This is a genomic window from Flavobacterium sp. Arc3 (assembly GCF_041431375.1).
Taxonomy (GTDB): domain Bacteria; phylum Bacteroidota; class Bacteroidia; order Flavobacteriales; family Flavobacteriaceae; genus Flavobacterium.
Window position 1 is genome coordinate 37,489 of the sequence record NZ_JASMRI010000011.1, and the last position, 20,321, is coordinate 57,809.

Consider the following 20,321-nt stretch of genomic DNA (forward strand, 5'->3'; position numbering starts at 1 on the left):
TAGATTAATAATACGCTTAAAATCAAAAAAAATATTGTCTTTTTTTTCATATAGCTGTAATTAAAACTTACTTCCATTTTAAAGTCTCCATCAAGCGTTGCATGTCATTTTTGATATAACTGGCCGCCGGCATAATAGAATCAAAATTAGGTTTAGCATAAAAATAAACCGAACCAGTAACAAAATGCTTGGTACTGTCAGTTGCATAGAATTGCGAATTAGTTGCCGCATTCCCGTCTACCTGATAAAACATACCATATACCTTTTTTGAAGGGTTTAAATAAGGCTGTTCTAGGATATCATCGGCTTTTATAACGTGTTCGTAGGTTAACTTTTGAGCGTCCCGCAACAAGACATTGATATTGTTATTTACGGGTTTGTAAGTCAAATATATGGTCGCTTTCATTTTTGGATACGTAATTGTGAATCCACAATCCTTTTCTCCTTTTATAACCGCTTCTGAATTCATTTCGAAAGTAAACGGACATTCATTTTCAAAATGAGCATAATTTGCAACCGGATAATCTAAGCGCAAATAACTGGCAGGTTTTGGAAAAACATCCTCTTTACAACCAGAAAACAGGAACAATCCCATAAACACTAGTGCAAGTACTATACTAGAAAAATATTTTTTGTTATCCCGCTGCAAATTAAACATCAACCGTTACTTTTATCTGTTTTATACGTTTCTTATCTACTGTCTCAATTGTGAACAGGCAATTTTCGTAAGAGATTTTTTGCCCTTTCATTGGGAAATTTCCTGATATTTCAAGAATAAATCCAGCCAAGGTTTCGGCTTCCCCTTTTTTTATCTCAAAAACGTCCTCGTTAACATCTATAATTCTATAGAAGTCTTTCAGGTTTATTTTACCCTCAAAAAGATAGTTTTTTTCATCAATTTTAGTAAAATTGACATTGTCATCATCAAACTCATCACTGATGTCTCCAACAATTTCCTCAATTACATCTTCTAGAGAAACCAAACCAGAGGTCCCCCCGTATTCATCCACCACAATAGCAAGATGACTTTTCATTCTCTGAAAATCTTTTAGCAAATTATCCAGTTTCTTATTCTCAGGAATAAAAAAGGGTTCTCTTATTAAGGTGTTCCACTCAAAATCTTTCTCATCGAGATGACGCAATAAATCCTTAACAAACAAAACACCTTCTATCTGATCAATATTGTCTCTATAAACAGGAATTCGCGAATATCCTTTTTCGATAATTTTAGAATAGATCTCAGAAAATGGTTCTGTTATTTCTAAAGCAAAAATATCAATCCTCGGACTCATAACCTGCTTCGTATCTGTATTACCAAAAGTTACAATCCCCATCAATATCTTCTGCTCCTCTAAAGAAGTTTCATCCGAAGAAGTAAGCTCTAAAGCTTGAGACAACTGATCAACTGAAAAATTTGTTTTTTGCTTTCCTAATTTATTGTGCAAATAAATGGTCGTTTCACGCATAGGAACACTAATAGGCGAAAGCAATTTATCTAATATCGAAATTGGGTACGCTATCATTTTTGCAAACTTGATATTATTTCGGCTAGCATATACTTTAGGTAATACTTCTCCAAACAACAAAAGTAAAAAGGTGACTACAATAACTTCGACGGTGAATTTTAAAGCTGGAGAACTAATCGCAGAAAATAAGTTTCTCCCAATAAACGAGAATAAAATTACCACTCCGATATTGATAAAATTATTAGCCACAAGAAGTGTCGCCAAAAGTTTTTTGGGCCTGTCTATAAGATCCGCAAGAATTCTTCCTTTAGAATCATTCCCTTGCATTGTCTCGTCAATGTCTGTTTGAGACAAAGAAAACAAGGCTACTTCAGCACCAGAAACTAATGCAGAGCAAAGAAGCAATACAAATATTCCGGCAAAACCAAACACTAGATCTGTATCTAATGTATATGCGAAATTTAAACTGGGCTCTGGGTCCAAATTAAAAAAGATTAGTTAAACAATCAAAATGGCAAATCATTGATAGGCAAGCCATTATTTTGTGGGTCAAAGTTAGTGTTTTTTACGGATTCCGGGCCGTCAATTTGTTTGTTGTTTTCAGCAGATTTCTTGGTTGACAAAAAAGTAAACTCCGTAACTTGAATTTCAGTGGTGTGTTTTGTCGTCCCGTCCTCTGTCAGCCATTGGCGTGATTTAATACGTCCCTCTATATAAATTTTGTCTCCTTTTGACAAATGTTTTTCACAAATTTCGGCTGCTTTATTTCGCACCACTAAATTATGCCACTCCGTAGAAGTGATTTTTTCGTTCGTTGTCTTATTAATATAGACTTCATTTGTTGCCAGTTGAAATCTACCGATACAATTTCCCCCATCAAAATAATGCATTTTTATTTCATCGCCTAGATGCCCAATCAGCATCACTTTATTTAACGTTCCGTTCATTTTGTTTTTATGGTATTTCTATCAAAGATACATTTTTTTAAATGTTCTCTTTATTCCTTTTCGATAAAATTATGAATCACAATGGGAGTATTTCGAATTAGATTAAAAGGAAAAAGAGGCACCCAGATTTATAAAGCCTGCCAAAGAACTAAACTGGGTTTGCTCAAAATAAGAACTTTGATTTTCAACTTTTAACCTAATATTATTATCCCTCATATTTAGAACATTGACACCTCTTAGTGTAAAATTCCAATTTTTAAATTTATATTGGAAACTAGGATTTATTTCTAAAATGTATTTTTGCAGTGTAGTATTAGAAGAGAAAGAAATGTATTTAGAGTCTAATTCCCAATTTAATTTCTCCTTAAATACTAAACCATTTAGTTTTATAAAAGCTGTTGTTTTACCTAAATTGTTTTTTACACTATTAGAATTATTGATTGAATTATTTACAAGATACTCCACACCAAAATTTATATTGAAGTCATTCGATTTGAAGTAAGACAAGAAACTAATTTCTGCTTTACTTTGAACAGTTTTAAAGGTATTACTCAAATTGTTAATGAAGGATTCCCGACTAGAGTAAGATTGCAGTGTTTCAAGTTTTGCTGACCACGGAATACTCTTCATTTTTTTTTCAAGGGTAAAAAATAAATACGAAGAATCATCTAAACCTATAAAATCATATTGTCTAAGCGAAAGGTTATTGGTGTTTACGGAATTAAATCCTATTTCTTTTAATTTATTAGTGTAAACCAGACCAAAAAAAGAAATGAAATTAGTTTGCAAATTCGAATAAGAACCGTTTAAACTTATTGTATTTTTGGGCAGCATCGCATCATAAAAAATGTTGCCGTTTTTTACAATAGTTCTATAATCTTCAATAAACAAGCCGGGCATAACTTTAGCTATTGAAACATTTGAAAAGTCCCTTTTGTAATTCAAACTAACATTCGCTTTCTTAGAAATCTCATAAGAAAAATTAGCAAAGGGCAGAAAAGTCAGGTTGTTTTCTTTTTTAAAATTATATTGAAACTGTGCTTGAACAAACCTAAAACCCAAAGAATAATTAAATTTATAGACCTTTTTTTGGCTAAAACTTGTTCCTATATAGTTCTTGGTGTTTAATAAATTTAATTCTGAATTAAATTCCGGATTAGTTTCATTTACAAATATGTTTAACGATTCATTGTTGTTACACGAACCTGCATTTAGAGTAAAAGTCCCTAGTTCACTTTTAATTGTGAGTTTTGAATTAATCCCAAGAGAATTTGCATAGCCATCCGTTTTTTGGAAAACCGTAAAATCCTTATTGAAGTTTAAGTTCAAAAAAGAATCATTTGATTCTAAATTAATATTATTTTGATAGCTTGTAAAATCATTAAATAAATTATATTCAAGTAGATAGTTGCTGTTTAATTTTATTTTGTGCGTGAAAAACTGACCAATATTAGTACTGGAGCTTCTTTTGTTTTCATCAAAGTTAGTTCGATTTATGGTTGATTGATTATCAATAAGACTACCTTGATTGTCCTTATTATAATTTACAGTCAAGATGTAATTATAATAATTTCTTACATTAGGCTTTGATTCAAACTGAATTTTATTTGTATTAAACAATAACGCTCCTTCAATATTCGAATTTTTATCTATAACTATATCATTTCCAGCAAAAAAAGTTTGTTTCGACTTTAGAAACTCACTCTGTCTGACATAATTCAACATTGAAAACCCTTGGATTTTACTTGTTTTTGAAATTTTGTCGCTGAAATTAACTGAATAAAATTGAATATCTTTTTTATTTACATTATCCGTAGAAAACAAAAACGAAGGTAAATTATCTTCTACAGTCATTGAATTAGAAGCCGTTTCGTTTACTATTTCACTTTGAACTCCTTTTTTTAATTCTAAATAATCATTGACAGTAAAAACCAGATTGTTGGTATTATTAATATCTGAAATAAAATTAACTTTAACTTTACTAGCAAAATTATATATGTTATTGTGTTGCCTATAGCGTTTTTTATAGCCATATTCGGCTTCAACATCTCCTTTAATCGTGTTTTTGTATTGCTCTTTTATAGAAACATTTAGGGCCGTTCTGCCTGTATTATTAAATCCTACTATAGAAGATAAATTTTGAAAATTTTTGAAAAATTCTATCTTTTCAATCATTTCAGATTTTATATTTTCGGTAGCTAACTGATGCTGGTTACCATAGAATTCATCCCCTTCTATTAAGAAATCATCAATTTTTTTTCCATTGTACTTTATCTTACCATTATCATCAATACTAATTCCGGGGAGTTTTTTCAGAACATCTTTTAGTTTCTGTTCGGATCCGTTTAGCAATCTTTTCAAATTAAAAAAAATCGTATCGTTCTTTTCAGTAACATCCCGAAAATCAGCTTTAATAATGACTTCTTTCATTGCTATAACTTCATTTTTTAAAATGATGTTTTTTGTTATAACTGAACTATTGACATCTGTACTAAATTCAAAAACAAAAGGTTTATATCCCAAAAAGCTTGCCTTAAATAGAAAATTTTTAGGTTCAGTATCAGGACAAACTAATTCAAATTGTCCCAAGTTATTAGATTGTTTAAAATCTATAAGTTTATCATCCAGTTTATTGTACAATCGTACATTGACAAGTGACACAGGATTTTGTAATGAATCCCTTATTGTCCCTTTTATACTCGTTTGACTATTAATTTGGAGAAATGAAAAAATGAAAAAAAATAATACGATCCGCATAAATATTGTTGCCTATCTAATAATAGTCGTAGTTCTTGTGGTCGTTGTATTACCATTTACGGTAGTAGTTGAACTCGATTTCATTTTACTCATTCCTTCTTTTACATAGCTATCCACTTCAGCCATGGTCACCGTTTCATTTGGCATCTGAGGAATTCCAATTGAAATCAGGGATTTTTCAATTTTTACTGACGTTGCAAAATACTCATAGTAAGCCGTCCCTACATACAAAATTAATCCCGGGAGACCATCAAACTTTTCAGGACCAGCGTTTATGGAAATATCTTCTGTAAACCAAGCTGTAAAAAAATAACCAAAAGCATCAGAAGTAGCTTTTCTACACTTAAATCCATTAATTTCTTTAGTTTCATTGGTAATTTGCCAATTCCAATCTAACAAGTAATCCTTACCATAAAATTCTCTACCACTGTATATATTAAATAATAATTCATTCTTGTTAAAGTCTTTATAATACCATTTTTCAATAAATTTATTAGAAACCTTATATGACGTCTCACTTTTATTCGTAGTATTTCCACCTAACTGATCATCTGATTTGTTATTCTCAACACTTTCAATATTTTTAACTCCTGAACTATTTTTATATAGTGTAACACCATTACTATTTTGTAAAATATAGCTATGTGACTCCAAAGCTTGTTTTCTGGCAAATTCAGGCATAGCCTCAAGCTTTTCTTTACTTATAATTCTTTTCTCAGAATAATTCACAGTCACCGTTTGCGACCTAGCAATAAAAGCAAACATTAATAAACCTAATAAAAAAAAGTTTTTCATATTTATAAGTAAATTTATTATTAAGTAATTTATTTTAACATTGTATTCAATCTATATTTTTCATTTGTTTAAAACCTACCGTTTTTATACAAAACAGTAGGTTTTATTATTGATGCTTAGTAACAAGTAATTGTTGTTTCAACATCATATCTATCATATACCTCTCCATCCAATCCTATAAAAGAATCACGATACCAATAGTTTCTACGAGTAATGCAGAATTCTTCCAGAATTTCCAAAGCTTCCTCATCCTCAGACAAAATAGCTTCTTTGGTACTAATACTTTTCGCTAGATCAGAAACTAACGTTTTTGCTTCCCCCTGATTTGCACTAACAAATCAATAAAAAAAAACTATTTAAGCAAGTTTTTTCTTAAAAATTTTAAATTAAATTGAAAATTTAACTTTCTACATATCAGAAGAATACTCAAAATAAATAAGAAACATCCGTTATTACTATGTCTTCAACTCCTTTTCAATAAAATTATGGATCACAATTGGAAAAGGGAGTATTTTTAAAGTTCCTTTATCTACTCCATTCTCAACACTTCCGATTAGATTAACTTTCCAAAATTTGATATGCAAATGTTGATGAGACAACTTATGCATAATACTTTGTTCGTTATATTCAGAAACGCTACTTATACTAGTAGCTTCAAAAAAAGCATTTTCTATTCTATTGCTTATCTGATTGAAATTTTCCTCACCATCAGTCTCTATCAACGGAAACTCATATAAATTGTGCCAAATCCCTTTTGCTGTTCTCTTTTGAATCACAGTATTTTCATTATCGTCCTCAACAACCAAGTAATTAAAGAAACGGTTTCTAACTTTCACCTTCTTAGATTTCACCGGCAACTGGTCAACCTTCTTTTTTTGCAATGCCAAACAACTTTCGTTAAAAACACAAACACTGCAGTCAGGACTTTTTGGAACGCACTGTAAAGCCCCAAACTCCATTATGGCTTGATTAAAAGTCGCGGGATTGTCTTTTGGCATTAATTCGAAAGCTAGGGCGGCAAATTCTTTTTTGGCGGAAGCCAAAGCAATGTCCGTTTCTATATCAAAATAACGAGACAAAACGCGAAACACATTTCCGTCGACAACGGCAACGGGTTCCCCGTACGAAAAAGAGGCGATGGCGGCGGCCGTGTATTCTCCCACGCCCTTAAGTCCTAACAGCTCACTATAATTGTCTGGGAAAACCCCATCGAGTTCAGCAGCTATATACTGAGCAGTCTTATGCAGGTTTCGGGCACGTGAATAATACCCCAGTCCTTGCCACAGTTTCAAGACCTGTTCTTCATCGGTTTTAGCCAGGTCAAAAACGGTAGGAAAAGCCTCTACGAAAGACAAAAAATAAGGCGTCCCCTGAGCGACACGAGTCTGCTGTAACATAATTTCAGAGAGCCAAATGCGGTACGGATCACTGGTTTTTCGCCAAGGCAAATCACGCTTATTATGTAAATACCACTTTATAAGCAAGTTAGAAAATTTCATTATTAAATATTTGTTAGCAAAAGTAAAAGTTTATGTGATTAAATTTTAATGAATTAGCTTGAATATTTGTTTTTTAAATTCATATATTTGCACACTCAAAAAAATGATTACAATATAATAAATAAGGAAAGAAAATGACGAAAGCAGATATCGTAGCAAAAATTTCAGAAAAATTAGGTCTTGAAAAAGGTGATGTGCAAGCAACAGTAGAGACTTTTATGAATGAAGTTAAAAATTCATTAGAAACTGGAGACAATGTTTATTTAAGAGGTTTCGGAAGTTTTATCGTGAAAACTAGAGCTGAAAAAACTGGAAGAAATATTTCCAAAAATACAACAATAAAAATTCCTGCACATAACATACCTGCATTCAAACCAGCAAAAGTTTTTGTTGAAGGAGTAAAGATCAATAACGAAGCAAAATAAAAATATTAATTAATCATAAAATCGACAAGATATGCCAAGTGGTAAAAAAAGAAAGAGACATAAGGTAGCAACTCACAAACGTAAAAAAAGAGCGAGAGCTAACCGTCACAAAAAGAAAAAGTAGTTTTTAACTACTTTTTCCTTTTTAAAAGTTCATTGAAATCGAAAATTAGTCCTCAGTCCTCAGATGTAAGCATTCAGTATACTGATTCCTTAAATCTGAGGACTGCTAGCTAGTTTTCCCCGGGTTCAATACCTGTTAAAATTATTGTTTAATCCATCCTAGCTTTAAGTGTGAGGTTAGAAAATAGATTTTAGAAAATAGAAGACAAAAAAAAGATTTTAGAAAAGAGAGAAAAGAAAACATAAATTCTAACTCTAGTTTTTAAAGTCTCTATTCGCTTCTCCCTATTCTTTATTCCATATTCTTTTCTCTTTATTAAAAGTTTGGATAAAAATTTACAACGTGAATAAAGAATTAATCATTCGATCTAGTTCTGATTTTGTAGATTTTGCCTTATTAAAAGATGGAAAACTAATTGAATTACACAAGGAAGAAGAAAAAAGCAATTTTCAAGTAGGTGATATTTTTATTGCCAAAATACGAAAACCAGTTGCTGGTCTTAATGCTGCTTTTGTAAATGTAGGCTTCGAAAAAGATGCTTTTTTACACTATCATGACTTAGGTCCTAATTTAGTTTCCCAACTGAAATTCATAAAACTTGTAAGCGCAGGTAAAATAAAAGATTTCTCCCTAAAAAACTTTCAGTTTGACAAAGAGATAGACAAAGACGGTATTATTACTGATGTAATTAATGCTAATCAATCGATCTTAGTACAAGTTGTAAAAGAACCAATATCTACCAAGGGTCCAAGAATAAGCGCTGAGCTTTCTCTTGCCGGAAGATTTATTGTTTTAGTTCCGTTTTCTGACCGTGTATCTATTTCTCAAAAAATAGAAGACAAGAAAGAAAAAGACAGACTAAAAAAACTTGTACAATCCATCAAACCAAAAGGATTTGGTGTTATTGTTCGCACAGTAGCAGAAGGCAAAAATACAGCCGAATTAGAAAAAGACATGCAGAACCTGCTTAGCAGATGGGATGCAATGTGTAAAAAATTACCGACCGCTCATCATCCGTCAAAAATTTTAGGGGAACTCAACAGAGCTTCTTCTATCTTAAGAGACGTCTTTAATGATACTTTTACTAGTATACAAATTGATGATGAAGAGTTGTACAACCAAACGAAGGACTATTTGCAAGAAATTGCACCTTCAAAACAATCAATTGTTAAGTTTTATCAATCAAATGACACGCCCATTTTTGAGAAATACAACATAGAGAGACAAATCAAGACTTCATTCGGGAAAACAGTATCCATGAGTAAAGGTGCTTATCTTATTATCGAACATACTGAAGCCTTACACGTCATTGACGTAAACAGCGGAAACCGTTCTAATAAAGCATCTAACCAGGAAGATACTGCAATGGAAGTCAATATGATTGCCGCTGCTGAAATCGCCAGACAATTGCGTCTACGTGATATGGGTGGTATTATCGTAATTGATTTTATCGACTTGTCTAATCCAGAAAATCGTAAAACATTGTTCGACTTCTTGAGAGAAGAAATGAGCGATGATAAAGCAAAACACAAGATCTTGCCTCCTAGTAAATTTGGATTAGTCCAAATTACAAGACAAAGAGTAAGACCTGAAGTAAACATTAAAACTAGAGAAGAAGATCCTAACGATGTGAATGGTGAAATTGAAGCGCCAATCTTAATTATCGACAGAATCAATTCTGATTTAGAAGGAATATTAAAAACTAACAAAGACGTTGTACTTAACGTACACCCCTTTGTTGAAGCATACCTTACAAAAGGTTTTCCATCATTACGTTCAAAATGGTTTTTTGAGCATAAAAAGTGGGTGAAAATTATACCTCGTGACGCTTACACGTATTTAGAATATCATTTCTACGACAAAACGGGAAATGTTATAAAAGAATAAATCAGAAACTCCTCATGAAATTGAGGAGTTTTTTTTTGCCTTTTTTTAAGTAAAGAATTATATATTTCAGGAGCTAATCCAGCTATGCGCTACAATATTCCATTCCAAAAAAAATAAGATAAAAAATCACAATGCCATCCGGGCTAAAATAATTTTAGATAAGAACCCTGATTGCAACAACAGTAAATGTAAACTTTATAAAAAAATAGTATATATTAGCACAGTGCAAAACGCTGTATTTGCCTTCAAAAAAACATTAACTATAAACTATGAAAAAGAATAATCAAAAAACTTTGAAAACAATTGGAATTATTATTTCAGTTCTTATTCTTCTATTTTTTGTTCGTTTTGCCCTAGGAGAATTCTTAGCAGGATGGAATAGCGTGAATTAAGAGAATTATAAAAACAGTTTGTAATTATATTTTTTTTAATTCTTTTAACGTAGATTATTATTTTTTTTATTTTACCGCCTTTACAATAAACAGCTTCATTATTTTGAAGATTCTTTGCTTGTGCCAAAATCAACACCTCGCTCGCTCCTCAAAAAAGCCACACCAAATCAGATTCTATAAAGCAAATGTATTTCAGTACAAAAGACAAAATTGAAATAGTTGAAATTGCCATAACTTGCATTGTAATGTTTGTTTACGGAACAGGAAAAGTTGTTCAAATTGGAAAAGCTGTTTCTTGAATGACTGGAATGCAATTGATGTGGGCCTTTTACGGATATTCCAAGACCTATGCTTTGATTTTAGGTATTATGAAATATCGGGTAGAATTCTGCTTTTGACAAAGAGAACCAGGGTTATCGGTTGTTTATTTTTATCGACACTACTTGTTAATATTATTCTATAGGATATCTATCTCAACGTACACATACGAGCATTAAAAGCCGCTATATTATATCAGTTTTTGATATTAATTATTTTATGGCTAACGAAAGACTTATTCAAAGTTTAAAATTATTGATCAATAATGCTAAACCTGAACAATCAAAAGCAAAGTTCTTAATAAAATTGCTTATTGCCTTTATCGTATTCGCATTTTTAAGAATAGCAGAATACTACATAGCCATTAAATTGCAATTAGCCAGGTGGTGAGAAAACAGCAATCCTAGGGCAAAGTATAAAATTTTCTATACCGAGGAAATTAAGCAATCACAAAATCTAGTTTTAAAAATTTAAAGCCTGACATAATCATCATTTTACATATCAATATATATACTATATTAGCCGCCTGATGCACGAAAAACTTTAGCACAACTGCCTATAGCGCCGCTAATACTAAAACAGGTTCGTTTCAACAGATTAAAATCAATGCCATGAACTATTTTGTATTTCTTGTAGGAGTCATTCTTCTACTTGCTACCGCTGCTGATTTAATAAACACCTCCTTGTCTGGACGTGGGGCAGGTTTTATTTCGAAACGGTTATCTAAGTCCATCTGGAATATACTGTTGATACTTACTAAAAAAACAGGGCGCCGAAAAATCCTAGACCTAGGCGGCGCTATCATTTTAGTTTCTATTCTTATTAACTGGTTGCTGCTTATATGGATTTCTGCCAGCCTGTTGTTCATAAGCTGTCCCGACTCGCTGATCAATGTAGAGACCAACTCTCCTACGACAGTAATAAACAAGATATTTTATACTGGCTATACGCTATCAACATTGGGATTGGGAGACATAGAACCAGAAGGTAATTTTTGGGATATACTTACCGCCATACTTTCATTTACTGGACTGATTCTGATTTCCATTTCCATAACTTACTTAATACCAGTCGTTTCAGCCGAAATAATGAAAAGAAAAATAAGTGTTCACATCAATACTCTTGGCGGCTCGGTAGAAGAAATCCTATTGAATTATTGGAATGGAAAAGATTTCAAGGAGCTGGAACAACCTTTTATAAGCCTTATCGATTCTATCATTTTACATGCCCAAAACCATAAAGCATACTCCGTGTTACATTTTTTCCATTCATCAGATAGGAAAGAAGCCTTCGTTCTTAATCTCACAAACCTTGACGAGGTCCTGACTGTACTGTTACATAACATCCCAGCAGAACAAGGACCTTCATTCAATGTACTTATCAGACTCCGGAAAGCTATTTCCAGCTATCTCGTAACGCTACCAGCCACTTTTATAACTCCAGGCAAAAAGACGCCTCCCGTACTAATTCTTACGGCACTTGAAAATAAGGGAATAAAAGTTATATCTGGTGAAAAAGTAGATTTAGAATATGCAAAACTAAAAACCAGACGCAGGTTATTGTTGTCACTCATTAAAGATGATGGACGGGAGTGGGCTGACCTTAATTGCGGAAGTTACAATCATGAAATAAACACAAGCGAACCCTATTGAAACGTTTGACTGAATTTTATTCAGGATGTACCCAACAAAGTTCGATGAAAAATTATTTCCTTTTCGCAACAAAAAAACGCTTCATCAAGTCTGAAGCTTCTTCTGCCATAACGCCGCGTTTTACAACCGTTTTAGGATGCAGCTGGGTTCCCATTTTCTCAAAACCCCTTTTTTCATCACGAGCTCCAAAAACGACCTTAGAAATTTGACTCCAGTATAAAGCACCAGCACACATCTGGCAAGGTTCGAGCGTTACATAAAGCGTACAGCCCGTTAAATACTTACCTCCAAGATAATTAGCCGCAGCAGTTATAGTTTGCATTTCGGCATGAGCGGTCACATCATTAAGTAATTCCGTCAAATTATGACTCCTCGCGATTATAGTATCATTGACTACTACAATAGCACCCACGGGGATTTCACCTTTTTCAAAAGCCATTTCGGCTTCATTCAAAGCCTTTTTCATAAAATATTCGTCAGTGAAGATGTTTTCCATAAAACAAAAATACTGTTTTGATATTATTATACTGTACTTTTAATTCTTGCTATTTAATTTTATGGAATCAAATTATAAAATAAACATACCAGAACCTTGTAATAAGGATTGGAACAAAATGACACCAACCGATAAAGGTAGGTTTTGCGGTAGTTGTTCTAAAACTGTGGTTGATTTCACCAATATGATACCTGATGAAATTCAACTCTATTTTCAGCAGCACAATAATATTTGTGGCCTATTCAGAAAGTCACAATTGGATTATTTGACAATCCAAATTCCAAGTCGGGTTGTATATTCACAAACTCAATACCACAAGATGTTTTTAATGGCCTTATTTATAGCAATGGGAACCACGTTATTTAGCTGCGCAGATAAAAACGGCAACAAACAAAAAATCGACAAAGTTGAAATAGTTGCTGATTCTATAGAAATGAAAAACACAGTTATTGGAATGCGATTACCTCCAAAACACGACCCAAATAATAGTTTACAAAATAATATTCCGCCACCACCTCCGCCAAGAGCAACTCATATTAACTTTACCAAACCCATAACAATTACATGTGTAGAAGTAACACCTAAAAAACAAGAAGTAGATAATATTCAGAAAGTTACTATTGAGGAAGAAATAATATATATGGGTGGAGCGATTTACACCGATCCTGAATACAACGGCGGTATGGATAAATTCAAAGATTACATTCAGAGTAATTATGTATTTCCTGAAAAAACAAACAACTTAAATGGAGAAATACAAGCCTCTTTCGTAACTGAAAGAGACGGCAGCATAAGCAATATCAAATTGCTTAAAGATATTGGTGACGGAACGGGAAAAGACCTGATACGACTTTTGGAAAAATCTGAAAAATGGATTCCAAGAACTCAAAATGGAAAAATGGTACGTAATTTATACTCCATAACACTAATTATAAAAACGGACACTTTAAAAAAATCGTTTTTAAAGAATAGATATAATCAAAGAATTGACTCTATAATTATTAAACAATAAGCTATTTGAATGAACTAAATTTCCACTATAATACTGTAAATTTGCTTTATGTCAGATAATTTACTTTCAAGCATTAATTACCCAACGGATTTACGCCACCTAGACGAAGCTCAACTTCCTCAAGTAGCCAAAGAATTACGTGATTTCATAATCGATATTGTCTCCATAAAAGAAGGGCATCTTGGAGCAAGTCTTGGAGTAGTTGAACTTACCATTGCCTTGCACTATGTTTTTAACACACCCGATGATTTATTAATTTGGGATGTAGGCCACCAAGCATATGGACATAAAATACTGACTGGAAGAAGAGAAAATTTTCATACCAACAGGCAACTTGGAGGTATTTCTGGTTTCCCAAAAAGAAGCGAAAGCAGCTATGATGCCTTTGGCGTAGGCCACTCCTCCACTTCTATTTCTGCTGCGTTAGGAATGGCAATTGCCTCTAACTTGAAAGGAGACTTCGACAAACAGCATATTGCAGTGATAGGAGATGCTTCTATAGCTTCGGGAATGGCCTTTGAAGGATTAAACCATGCTGGAGTTACTGATGCAAATTTATTGGTGATCTTAAATGACAACGCTATCGGAATTGATCCTAGTGTAGGTGCCTTAAAAAATTACCTAACTGCAGTAAAAAACGGAAAAAACCCAAGACAGAATAACATGATCAAATCTTTGAACATTGATTATTCTGGACCTATTGACGGACATGATATATTTGCCGTAATTAAAGAACTGAAACGTTTACAAAAAATAAAAGGTCCTAAATTCCTTCACGTGATAACAACAAAAGGTAAAGGATTAAAACAAGCCGAGGAAGATCAGGTAAAATACCATGCTCCAGGAAAATTTGATGCTAAATCTGGAGAAATTCATTTAAAATCAGAAGAAAACCTTCCTCCTAAATATCAGGATGTTTTTGGTTTAACGGTATTGGATTTAGCTCAAAAAAACAAAAAAATAATCGGAATTACACCCGCTATGCCCTCAGGAAGTTCCTTGAAGTTCATGATGGAAGCATTACCAGAGCGGGCATTTGACGTGGGAATTGCTGAACAGCATGCCGTCACCCTTTCTGCCGGAATGGCGACACAGGGAATGGTAGTATTTTGCAACATCTACTCCACTTTTTTACAAAGGGCCTATGACCAAGTTATTCATGATGTCGCTTTGCAAAACTTACCCGTTATTTTCTGCCTAGACAGAGCAGGACTTGTGGGAGAAGACGGAGCAACCCATCATGGTGTTTTTGATTTGGCTTATTTGCGTTGTATTCCCAATATGATTATCTACTCTCCACTAAATGAAATTGGACTGCAAAACATACTTTATACAGCCCAACTAGGTTTAGATCATCCTATCGCCATCCGCTATCCTCGAGGCAGAGGAGTAATCTCGGATTGGCAATCTAAAAACTTCGGGAACTATGAAAAAATTGAAATTGGGACTGCAAATTATCTAAAGAAAGGTACTGAAATAGCTGTTTTATCGAATGGTCCAATAGGTAAGAACGTTACTTTGGCATTAGCCAATTTAAACAATCCAGAAACAATTGCGCATTATGATTTTGCATTCGTCAAACCCTTAGATGAAAAAGAATTACATACTATTTTTAAAACCTTTAAAAAGATTATAACAATCGAAGATGGCGTTATAAAAGGCGGTTTTGGAAGTGCTATTCTAGAGTTTGCAATCAAAAATAAGTACACATCACAAATACAATTAATGGGCATTCCTGATGAGTTCATAGAACAGGGCACCGTTGAAGAATTACAACAATATTGCAACATTGACGTTAAAAGTTTAGAAATAGTTTTTTCAATTGAGTGAAAATAATTATTTTGCGCCCACTAAACACATTGAGCTATAAATGAAATTACTGTCTTCGCCCCTCCTGTTTTTTGTCTTACTGCTTTCAGCAAATATGTTCTCCCAGAAAATCATTACGACAATAGATGTCCCTAAAAAAGTCGATCCAGACACTATTTCTCATTGGGTTAAAAAAAACAGAATAGGGTTTGACATCTCTGAAATCGCATTTTTAAATTGGAATGCCGGTGGAACCAGCTCTATTTCAGGATTGTTAAAAGGAAAGTTCAATCGTATATACACTAAAAACAATTACAACTGGACAAACGAATTGATTGTACGTTATGGTTTAAACAAACAAGATGGAATTGAACTGCGAAAAACAGAAGATGTGCTACAGTTCAATTCTGCGCTAGGTTACCGTCAAGACACACTATCGAACTGGTATCATACCGCCAAATTTAATTTTGCTACCCAGTTCACAGATGGATATTCTTATCCAAATAAAGAAATATCCGTCTCCAGACCATTTGCACCTGCATATATTTTCCTTGGACTCGGAGCAGAATACGCTACAAAAGACAAGCACAAATTACTTTATTTATCTCCTTTCACTTCCAAAATAACAATGGTAATGGACCAGCGATTGGCTAACCAAGGTTCTTTTGGTGTTAAAAAAGCGCTGTATGATTTAGATGGAAATTTAGTTACTGAAGGCGAGCGATCCAAAGTTGAACTTGGTTTTCTGTTAACTGGTTTTTATAAAAAAGAAATAGTCAAAAATATTACTATTGAAAACAGACTGAGTTTGTATTCAGACTACATAAATAAATTTGGTAACGTTGATATCGATTATGATTTACAAATAGAACTTGTTGTAAATAATCATGTAAAAACAAATATTGGCGCACACATTATCTATGATGATGATATAAAGGCCAAAGAAGAAATCAACGGAACACAAGTTACAGTAGGACCAAAAACACAATTAAAACAGATTTTAGGAGTGGGAATCGTTTATGATTTCTAGTTAATCCTTTTTCTTTCCATTGATCGTTTCAAATAACTCTAAAGCATTTCCGTCCGTAAGTAAAGAAACAAAATGACAGATATGAAGTAACCTTTCATACAAGTCTGCTTTTTCGTAATGGTGTTTCTCTGGCAGTAATTTTAAAATTAGCGCATCATAATTGGATGCATTTCCATTGAACTTATTATCGTATGCTGTAATGAATTTATCCAACAAAGTTTGTATGATTTGGTAACCTACAATCTCTTTCTCGATAACTTCCCTACTCTGATAAATGTTGTTCACACTAATACTAATGATATCATCCATCTGTGCTTTATATTTGCTTTTATCTGTTAAAGCAAAAGGGAATTTTCCGTTTAAAATTGCTTCTTCGTTATCGATAAAAACTTTTACAGCATCATTGATCAAACTACCAATAGCCAAAGCACGCAAATAACTAATGCGGTCTTCCTTAGTAGTAAGTGTTTTGTATTTAGAGGTATCAATGCTGTCTTTGACTAATTTAATTAAGTATTCCAATGCAAAATCTTCAGAAACTAATCCAAGATTGATTCCGTCTTCAAAGTCAATAATGGTATAACAAATGTCATCTGCAGCTTCCACTAAATAAGCAAGTGGATGTCTTTCAAAACCTATATCATTAGCTGTTTTATTTGGGATTAGCCCCATATCTTTTGCCGCTTCTTCAAAGAACTTTTTGTCGGTTTGAAAGAAACCGTATTTTTTATCTGCTATATTTTTGGTCGGTTTCTTAGGCAAACTTTCTTTTGGATACTTCATAAAAGCTCCTAAAGTCGCATAAGAAATTCGTAGTCCGCCTTCAATACCTGGTCGACTAGCAGTAAGTACTGCAAATCCATTTGCATTTCCTTCAAAATCAATCAGGTCCTGCCATTCTTTCTTTGACAATTGGTCTTTGTACTGTTTACCGTTTCCAATAGAAAAATACTCTCCAATTGCTTTCTCACCAGAATGTCCAAAAGGAGGATTCCCGATATCGTGCGCTAGTGAAGCCGCAGCGACGATCGCTCCAAAATCATTCATGTGAAAACCATGCACTTCTTTTAAATATGGGTATTTTTCTATAATTTTTTTCCCTACCAATCTTCCTAAGGAACGCCCTACAACCGAAACTTCTAAACTATGTGTCAAACGCGTGTGTACAAAATCAGTTTTTGACAAAGGAATCACTTGTGTTTTATCTTGTAAACTTCTAAAAGCAGCCGAAAAAATAATACGATCGTAATCTACTTCAAAACCCAATCGGGTGTCGTCCTGTTCAATACGTAATCTTTTGCTTGTGTCGCCTTGACGTTTTAGTGATAAAAGTTGTTCCCAGTTCATACTGTATTTTTCGAATTTGAATAATTGGATTATTTTTCAAAGATAGAGAAATAGCGATAACTAAAAAGCGCTTTTACCTTGATAGTTTTTACATCCATAAATTGCACGAGTCTTTTTTAGAAAATGCACCTCATCTTCATTATGTACTCAAAATGATGTAACTTGCTTCCGCTATTTATAACTACACATAAATTGTATTTCGCAAAAGCACACCTTGAAAAATCCAGAACAAATACAAAAATACTACTTGCACAAAGATGATTTCTCCAAGCTTCATTTTGAAGTACAGGACCTCAAATCCTATTTTGACCGTAATCATACGCAAGCCTCCAAGGCACATATCCACGGGTTCTATCAACTAATCTGGTTCACCTCGGCAGGAATTCATTACATTGACTACGAAGCCATTGACCATCCAAAAAATAGTTTGGTGTTCATCAACACTAACCAGATTCATTATTTTTGTCCTGAATCAAAGAATGAAGGTATATTGCTTCATTTTAATGATTTTTTTATCAATCAATTCAATCAAGAACTAGCACAACGATTTTCCCTTTCCATTTTTAACGAAATTGGTCAACCTTATATTTCGGCACAAAACACTGAGGTCAGCCGCATCAACACCCTTCTACAATTTATTCAAGAAGAAAACCAACATACAGATACTTCACAAAAAGAGCAACTTTTTTTCTTGTTGAGCAGTCTTTTACTCAGTATTGAACGCATCAAAAATAAAAATGAAATAAATGTGCTCTTTAAAAACACCGACTTTGAACTGGCCTATTCCTTTAAAAAAGAAGTCTACAACAATCGTGATAGCTTTCCTTCATTAGAACATTATACACAGAAACTTCACACTAATACTAAAAAGCTTACTACTGTCACTAAGCAATATTTAAAAGGAACGCCAGCGCAAATTATACAAAACGTAAAAATATTAGAAGCAAAACGCAAGCTTGCTCAAAAACAACTCTCTATTCAGACTATAGCATTTGATTTAGGTTTTGATCAACCTACTTATTTCACGAAGTATTTCAAAAAAGCAACTGGAGTTACTCCCAAACAATTCCAAGCTATCATTCCCTAATTTACCATTATCCCTCTCTGGATTACCATTTTATAAAATAATATTATTATACCTTCGTAACTATAAATTTTAAAAATTACGATCATGAAAACAGCATTAATTATAGGAGGAAATAGTGGTATAGGAAAAGCAACTGCACTGCAATTAGCAGAACAAGGTATTGAAGTACATATTGTAGGTGTAACCGAAAACAAGCTAAATGAAGCAAAAACCGAAATCGAAAAAGTAGGTAAAGTAACTGCACATCAAGTAAACATCAGTAACACTGCCGAAGTAAACGCTTTTATCACAGCGCTAGATTCAATAGCAAAAATTGACTATTTGGTAAATGCCTCTGGTATTTTTGGCCCAAAACCATTTTTAGATCATACTCTTGAAGATTACGATTCTTACCTAGATTTAAACCGTGGTTTCTTTTTTATCACGCAAGCGGTAGCAAGAAAAATGAAACTAAATGGTGGCGGAAGCATTGTAAACGTTGGATCGATGTGGGCAAAACAAGCTGTCAAAGCGACCCCTTCATCAGCTTATTCGATGCAAAAAGCAGGTTTACATTCTTTCACTCAGCACTTAGCTATGGAATTAGCTGATTACAATATTCGTGTGAATGCCGTTTCTCCTGCAGTAGTAAATACTACTTTGTATCACGGCGTTTTTGGCGGAAAAGAAGAAGCCGAAAAAGCACTTCAAGGATTTAACGACTTTCATCCAATAGGTAAATTTGGATCTGCTGATGAAGTAGCCAACGCCATTGTATTCTTATTATCAGACAAATCAAGCTGGACAACTGGCGCTATCATAGATGTTGATGGTGGTGTTATGGCTGGAAGAAATTAATTTATTAGAACAATTCTTATTTAAAACAAAACGGATAGTGCTTTTACACTATCCGTTTTGTTTTATAATAATATTTAGATGAATAAAAAGATTCCCCCTCTTAGGAGCTGGGTTAAGCGGACTATTAACCGCTTTCCGTTTACAAAATAAAGGTCTTTATATCGAAATTATTGAAGCTAGAAACCGTATTTGTGGCCGACTTCATACTATTTATTCTAATACCGCTCAAGTAGAAAGGGGTACGACTTAGTTTAATGATATTCATGTGAATTTAGCAATGTGCGCCCTAATAACTGAATTTTATGATCAACCGAATACCACATTAGATAAATTTATACTTCATACTTCTATCAGTCCCAGAATGGAGATATATCCTCAAAAGCAGTGGTTACAAAAAACTAAAAATACAATTAGAGACTAATTTTGGTCAGGAATTGCTAC

At 33.3% G+C, this 20,321-nt stretch carries 18 protein-coding genes; 9 read left to right on the forward strand and 9 right to left on the reverse strand.

Features of this window, described 5'->3' with window-relative positions; translation table 11 throughout:
• Positions 1–67: 67 nt before the first annotated feature.
• From gldD to mutY, 7 genes are all read right to left on the reverse strand, one after another.
• The gene (gene gldD, locus QO200_RS09730; protein ID WP_371539207.1) at positions 68–658 is read right to left on the reverse strand and encodes a gliding motility lipoprotein GldD; all 591 of its coding nucleotides are present in this window, start codon (positions 656–658) and stop codon (positions 68–70) included.
• Positions 651–1,949 carry a gliding motility-associated protein GldE gene (locus tag QO200_RS09735; RefSeq protein ID WP_371539209.1) on the reverse strand — a complete coding sequence of 433 codons (1,299 nt, stop codon included), beginning with the start codon at positions 1,947–1,949 and terminating at the stop codon, positions 651–653. Before QO200_RS09735 ends, gldD begins: the two co-directional genes overlap by 8 nt.
• A 23-nt stretch (positions 1,950–1,972) precedes the next feature.
• On the reverse strand, positions 1,973–2,413 hold the full coding sequence (locus QO200_RS09740; RefSeq protein WP_371539211.1) for a single-stranded DNA-binding protein: 441 nt from the start codon (positions 2,411–2,413) through the stop codon (positions 1,973–1,975).
• Between the two features lie 102 nt (positions 2,414–2,515).
• Positions 2,516–5,074, reverse strand: a complete 2,559-nt coding sequence (locus tag QO200_RS09745) for a hypothetical protein (RefSeq protein WP_371539214.1) — start codon at positions 5,072–5,074, stop codon at positions 2,516–2,518.
• A 108-nt stretch (positions 5,075–5,182) separates the two neighbouring features.
• Positions 5,183–5,965, reverse strand: coding sequence for a GLPGLI family protein (locus QO200_RS09750; RefSeq protein WP_371539216.1), 783 nt, complete (start codon positions 5,963–5,965; stop codon positions 5,183–5,185).
• 116 nt (positions 5,966–6,081) lie between these two features.
• A complete protein-coding gene (locus QO200_RS09755; protein ID WP_371539219.1) occupies positions 6,082–6,225 on the reverse strand; it encodes a hypothetical protein in 144 nt (47 codons plus the stop codon).
• Positions 6,226–6,420: 195 nt separating this feature from the next.
• Positions 6,421–7,464: an A/G-specific adenine glycosylase gene (mutY, locus tag QO200_RS09760; protein WP_371539222.1), complete on the reverse strand. Its 1,044-nt coding sequence runs from the start codon at positions 7,462–7,464 to the stop codon at positions 6,421–6,423.
• A gap of 134 nt (positions 7,465–7,598) precedes the next feature.
• Here mutY and QO200_RS09765 point away from each other — a divergent pair, with 134 nt between their 5' ends.
• From QO200_RS09765 to QO200_RS09775, 3 genes are all read left to right on the forward strand, one after another.
• A complete protein-coding gene (locus tag QO200_RS09765; protein WP_016989051.1) occupies positions 7,599–7,889 on the forward strand; it encodes an HU family DNA-binding protein in 291 nt (96 codons plus the stop codon).
• Between the two features lie 466 nt (positions 7,890–8,355).
• The gene (locus QO200_RS09770) at positions 8,356–9,900 is read left to right on the forward strand and encodes an Rne/Rng family ribonuclease (RefSeq protein WP_371539225.1); all 1,545 of its coding nucleotides are present in this window, start codon (positions 8,356–8,358) and stop codon (positions 9,898–9,900) included.
• Between the two features lie 1,321 nt (positions 9,901–11,221).
• Positions 11,222–12,262 carry a potassium channel family protein gene (locus tag QO200_RS09775; RefSeq protein WP_371539228.1) on the forward strand — a complete coding sequence of 347 codons (1,041 nt, stop codon included), beginning with the start codon at positions 11,222–11,224 and terminating at the stop codon, positions 12,260–12,262.
• Positions 12,263–12,314: 52 nt separating this feature from the next.
• On the opposite strand, the gene QO200_RS09780 is transcribed toward QO200_RS09775, so the two are convergent.
• Positions 12,315–12,758, reverse strand: coding sequence for a nucleoside deaminase (locus QO200_RS09780; RefSeq protein WP_371539230.1), 444 nt, complete (start codon positions 12,756–12,758; stop codon positions 12,315–12,317).
• A 61-nt stretch (positions 12,759–12,819) separates the two neighbouring features.
• Between QO200_RS09780 and QO200_RS09785 the strand changes: the two genes are divergently transcribed.
• The 3 genes from QO200_RS09785 to QO200_RS09795 are packed head-to-tail and all read left to right on the forward strand — an operon-like array spanning position 12,820 to position 16,609.
• Positions 12,820–13,770 (forward strand): energy transducer TonB, encoded by a 951-nt coding sequence (locus QO200_RS09785; RefSeq protein WP_371539233.1) that lies wholly within the window; start codon positions 12,820–12,822, stop codon positions 13,768–13,770.
• 48 nt (positions 13,771–13,818) lie between these two features.
• Entirely contained in the window at positions 13,819–15,600 is a 1,782-nt protein-coding gene (locus tag QO200_RS09790) for a 1-deoxy-D-xylulose-5-phosphate synthase (protein WP_371539236.1), read from the forward strand.
• A 40-nt stretch (positions 15,601–15,640) separates the two neighbouring features.
• Positions 15,641–16,609 (forward strand): DUF3078 domain-containing protein, encoded by a 969-nt coding sequence (locus QO200_RS09795; RefSeq protein WP_371539239.1) that lies wholly within the window; start codon positions 15,641–15,643, stop codon positions 16,607–16,609.
• Here QO200_RS09795 and QO200_RS09800 read toward each other — a convergent pair whose 3' ends face one another.
• Positions 16,610–17,956, reverse strand: coding sequence for a deoxyguanosinetriphosphate triphosphohydrolase (locus QO200_RS09800; protein ID WP_371539243.1), 1,347 nt, complete (start codon positions 17,954–17,956; stop codon positions 16,610–16,612).
• 214 nt (positions 17,957–18,170) lie between these two features.
• Here QO200_RS09800 and QO200_RS09805 point away from each other — a divergent pair, with 214 nt between their 5' ends.
• The 3 genes from QO200_RS09805 to QO200_RS09815 all read left to right on the forward strand — a co-directional run bounded on the left by QO200_RS09805 (position 18,171) and on the right by QO200_RS09815 (position 20,130).
• Positions 18,171–19,043, forward strand: a complete 873-nt coding sequence (locus tag QO200_RS09805; RefSeq protein ID WP_371539245.1) for an AraC family transcriptional regulator — start codon at positions 18,171–18,173, stop codon at positions 19,041–19,043.
• 84 nt (positions 19,044–19,127) lie between these two features.
• Entirely contained in the window at positions 19,128–19,880 is a 753-nt protein-coding gene (locus tag QO200_RS09810) for an SDR family NAD(P)-dependent oxidoreductase (RefSeq protein WP_371539248.1), read from the forward strand.
• Positions 19,881–19,962: 82 nt separating this feature from the next.
• Positions 19,963–20,130 carry an NAD(P)-binding protein gene (locus tag QO200_RS09815; protein WP_371539495.1) on the forward strand — a complete coding sequence of 56 codons (168 nt, stop codon included), beginning with the start codon at positions 19,963–19,965 and terminating at the stop codon, positions 20,128–20,130.
• Positions 20,131–20,321: the final 191 nt, after the last annotated feature.

Coding starts and splice junctions, on each gene's coding strand:
- QO200_RS09775 (WP_371539228.1), top strand. CDS start 11,222: ATGAACTATTTTGTATTTCTTGTAGGAGTCATTCTTCTACTTGCTACC.
- QO200_RS09740 (WP_371539211.1), bottom strand. CDS start 2,413: ATGAACGGAACGTTAAATAAAGTGATGCTGATTGGGCATCTAGGCGAT.
- QO200_RS09750 (WP_371539216.1), bottom strand. CDS start 5,965: ATGAAAAACTTTTTTTTATTAGGTTTATTAATGTTTGCTTTTATTGCT.
- mutY (WP_371539222.1), bottom strand. CDS start 7,464: ATGAAATTTTCTAACTTGCTTATAAAGTGGTATTTACATAATAAGCGT.
- gldD (WP_371539207.1), bottom strand. CDS start 658: ATGTTTAATTTGCAGCGGGATAACAAAAAATATTTTTCTAGTATAGTA.
- QO200_RS09810 (WP_371539248.1), top strand. CDS start 19,128: ATGAAAACAGCATTAATTATAGGAGGAAATAGTGGTATAGGAAAAGCA.
- QO200_RS09800 (WP_371539243.1), bottom strand. CDS start 17,956: ATGAACTGGGAACAACTTTTATCACTAAAACGTCAAGGCGACACAAGC.
- QO200_RS09790 (WP_371539236.1), top strand. CDS start 13,819: ATGTCAGATAATTTACTTTCAAGCATTAATTACCCAACGGATTTACGC.
- QO200_RS09795 (WP_371539239.1), top strand. CDS start 15,641: ATGAAATTACTGTCTTCGCCCCTCCTGTTTTTTGTCTTACTGCTTTCA.
- QO200_RS09785 (WP_371539233.1), top strand. CDS start 12,820: ATGGAATCAAATTATAAAATAAACATACCAGAACCTTGTAATAAGGAT.
- QO200_RS09780 (WP_371539230.1), bottom strand. CDS start 12,758: ATGGAAAACATCTTCACTGACGAATATTTTATGAAAAAGGCTTTGAAT.
- QO200_RS09765 (WP_016989051.1), top strand. CDS start 7,599: ATGACGAAAGCAGATATCGTAGCAAAAATTTCAGAAAAATTAGGTCTT.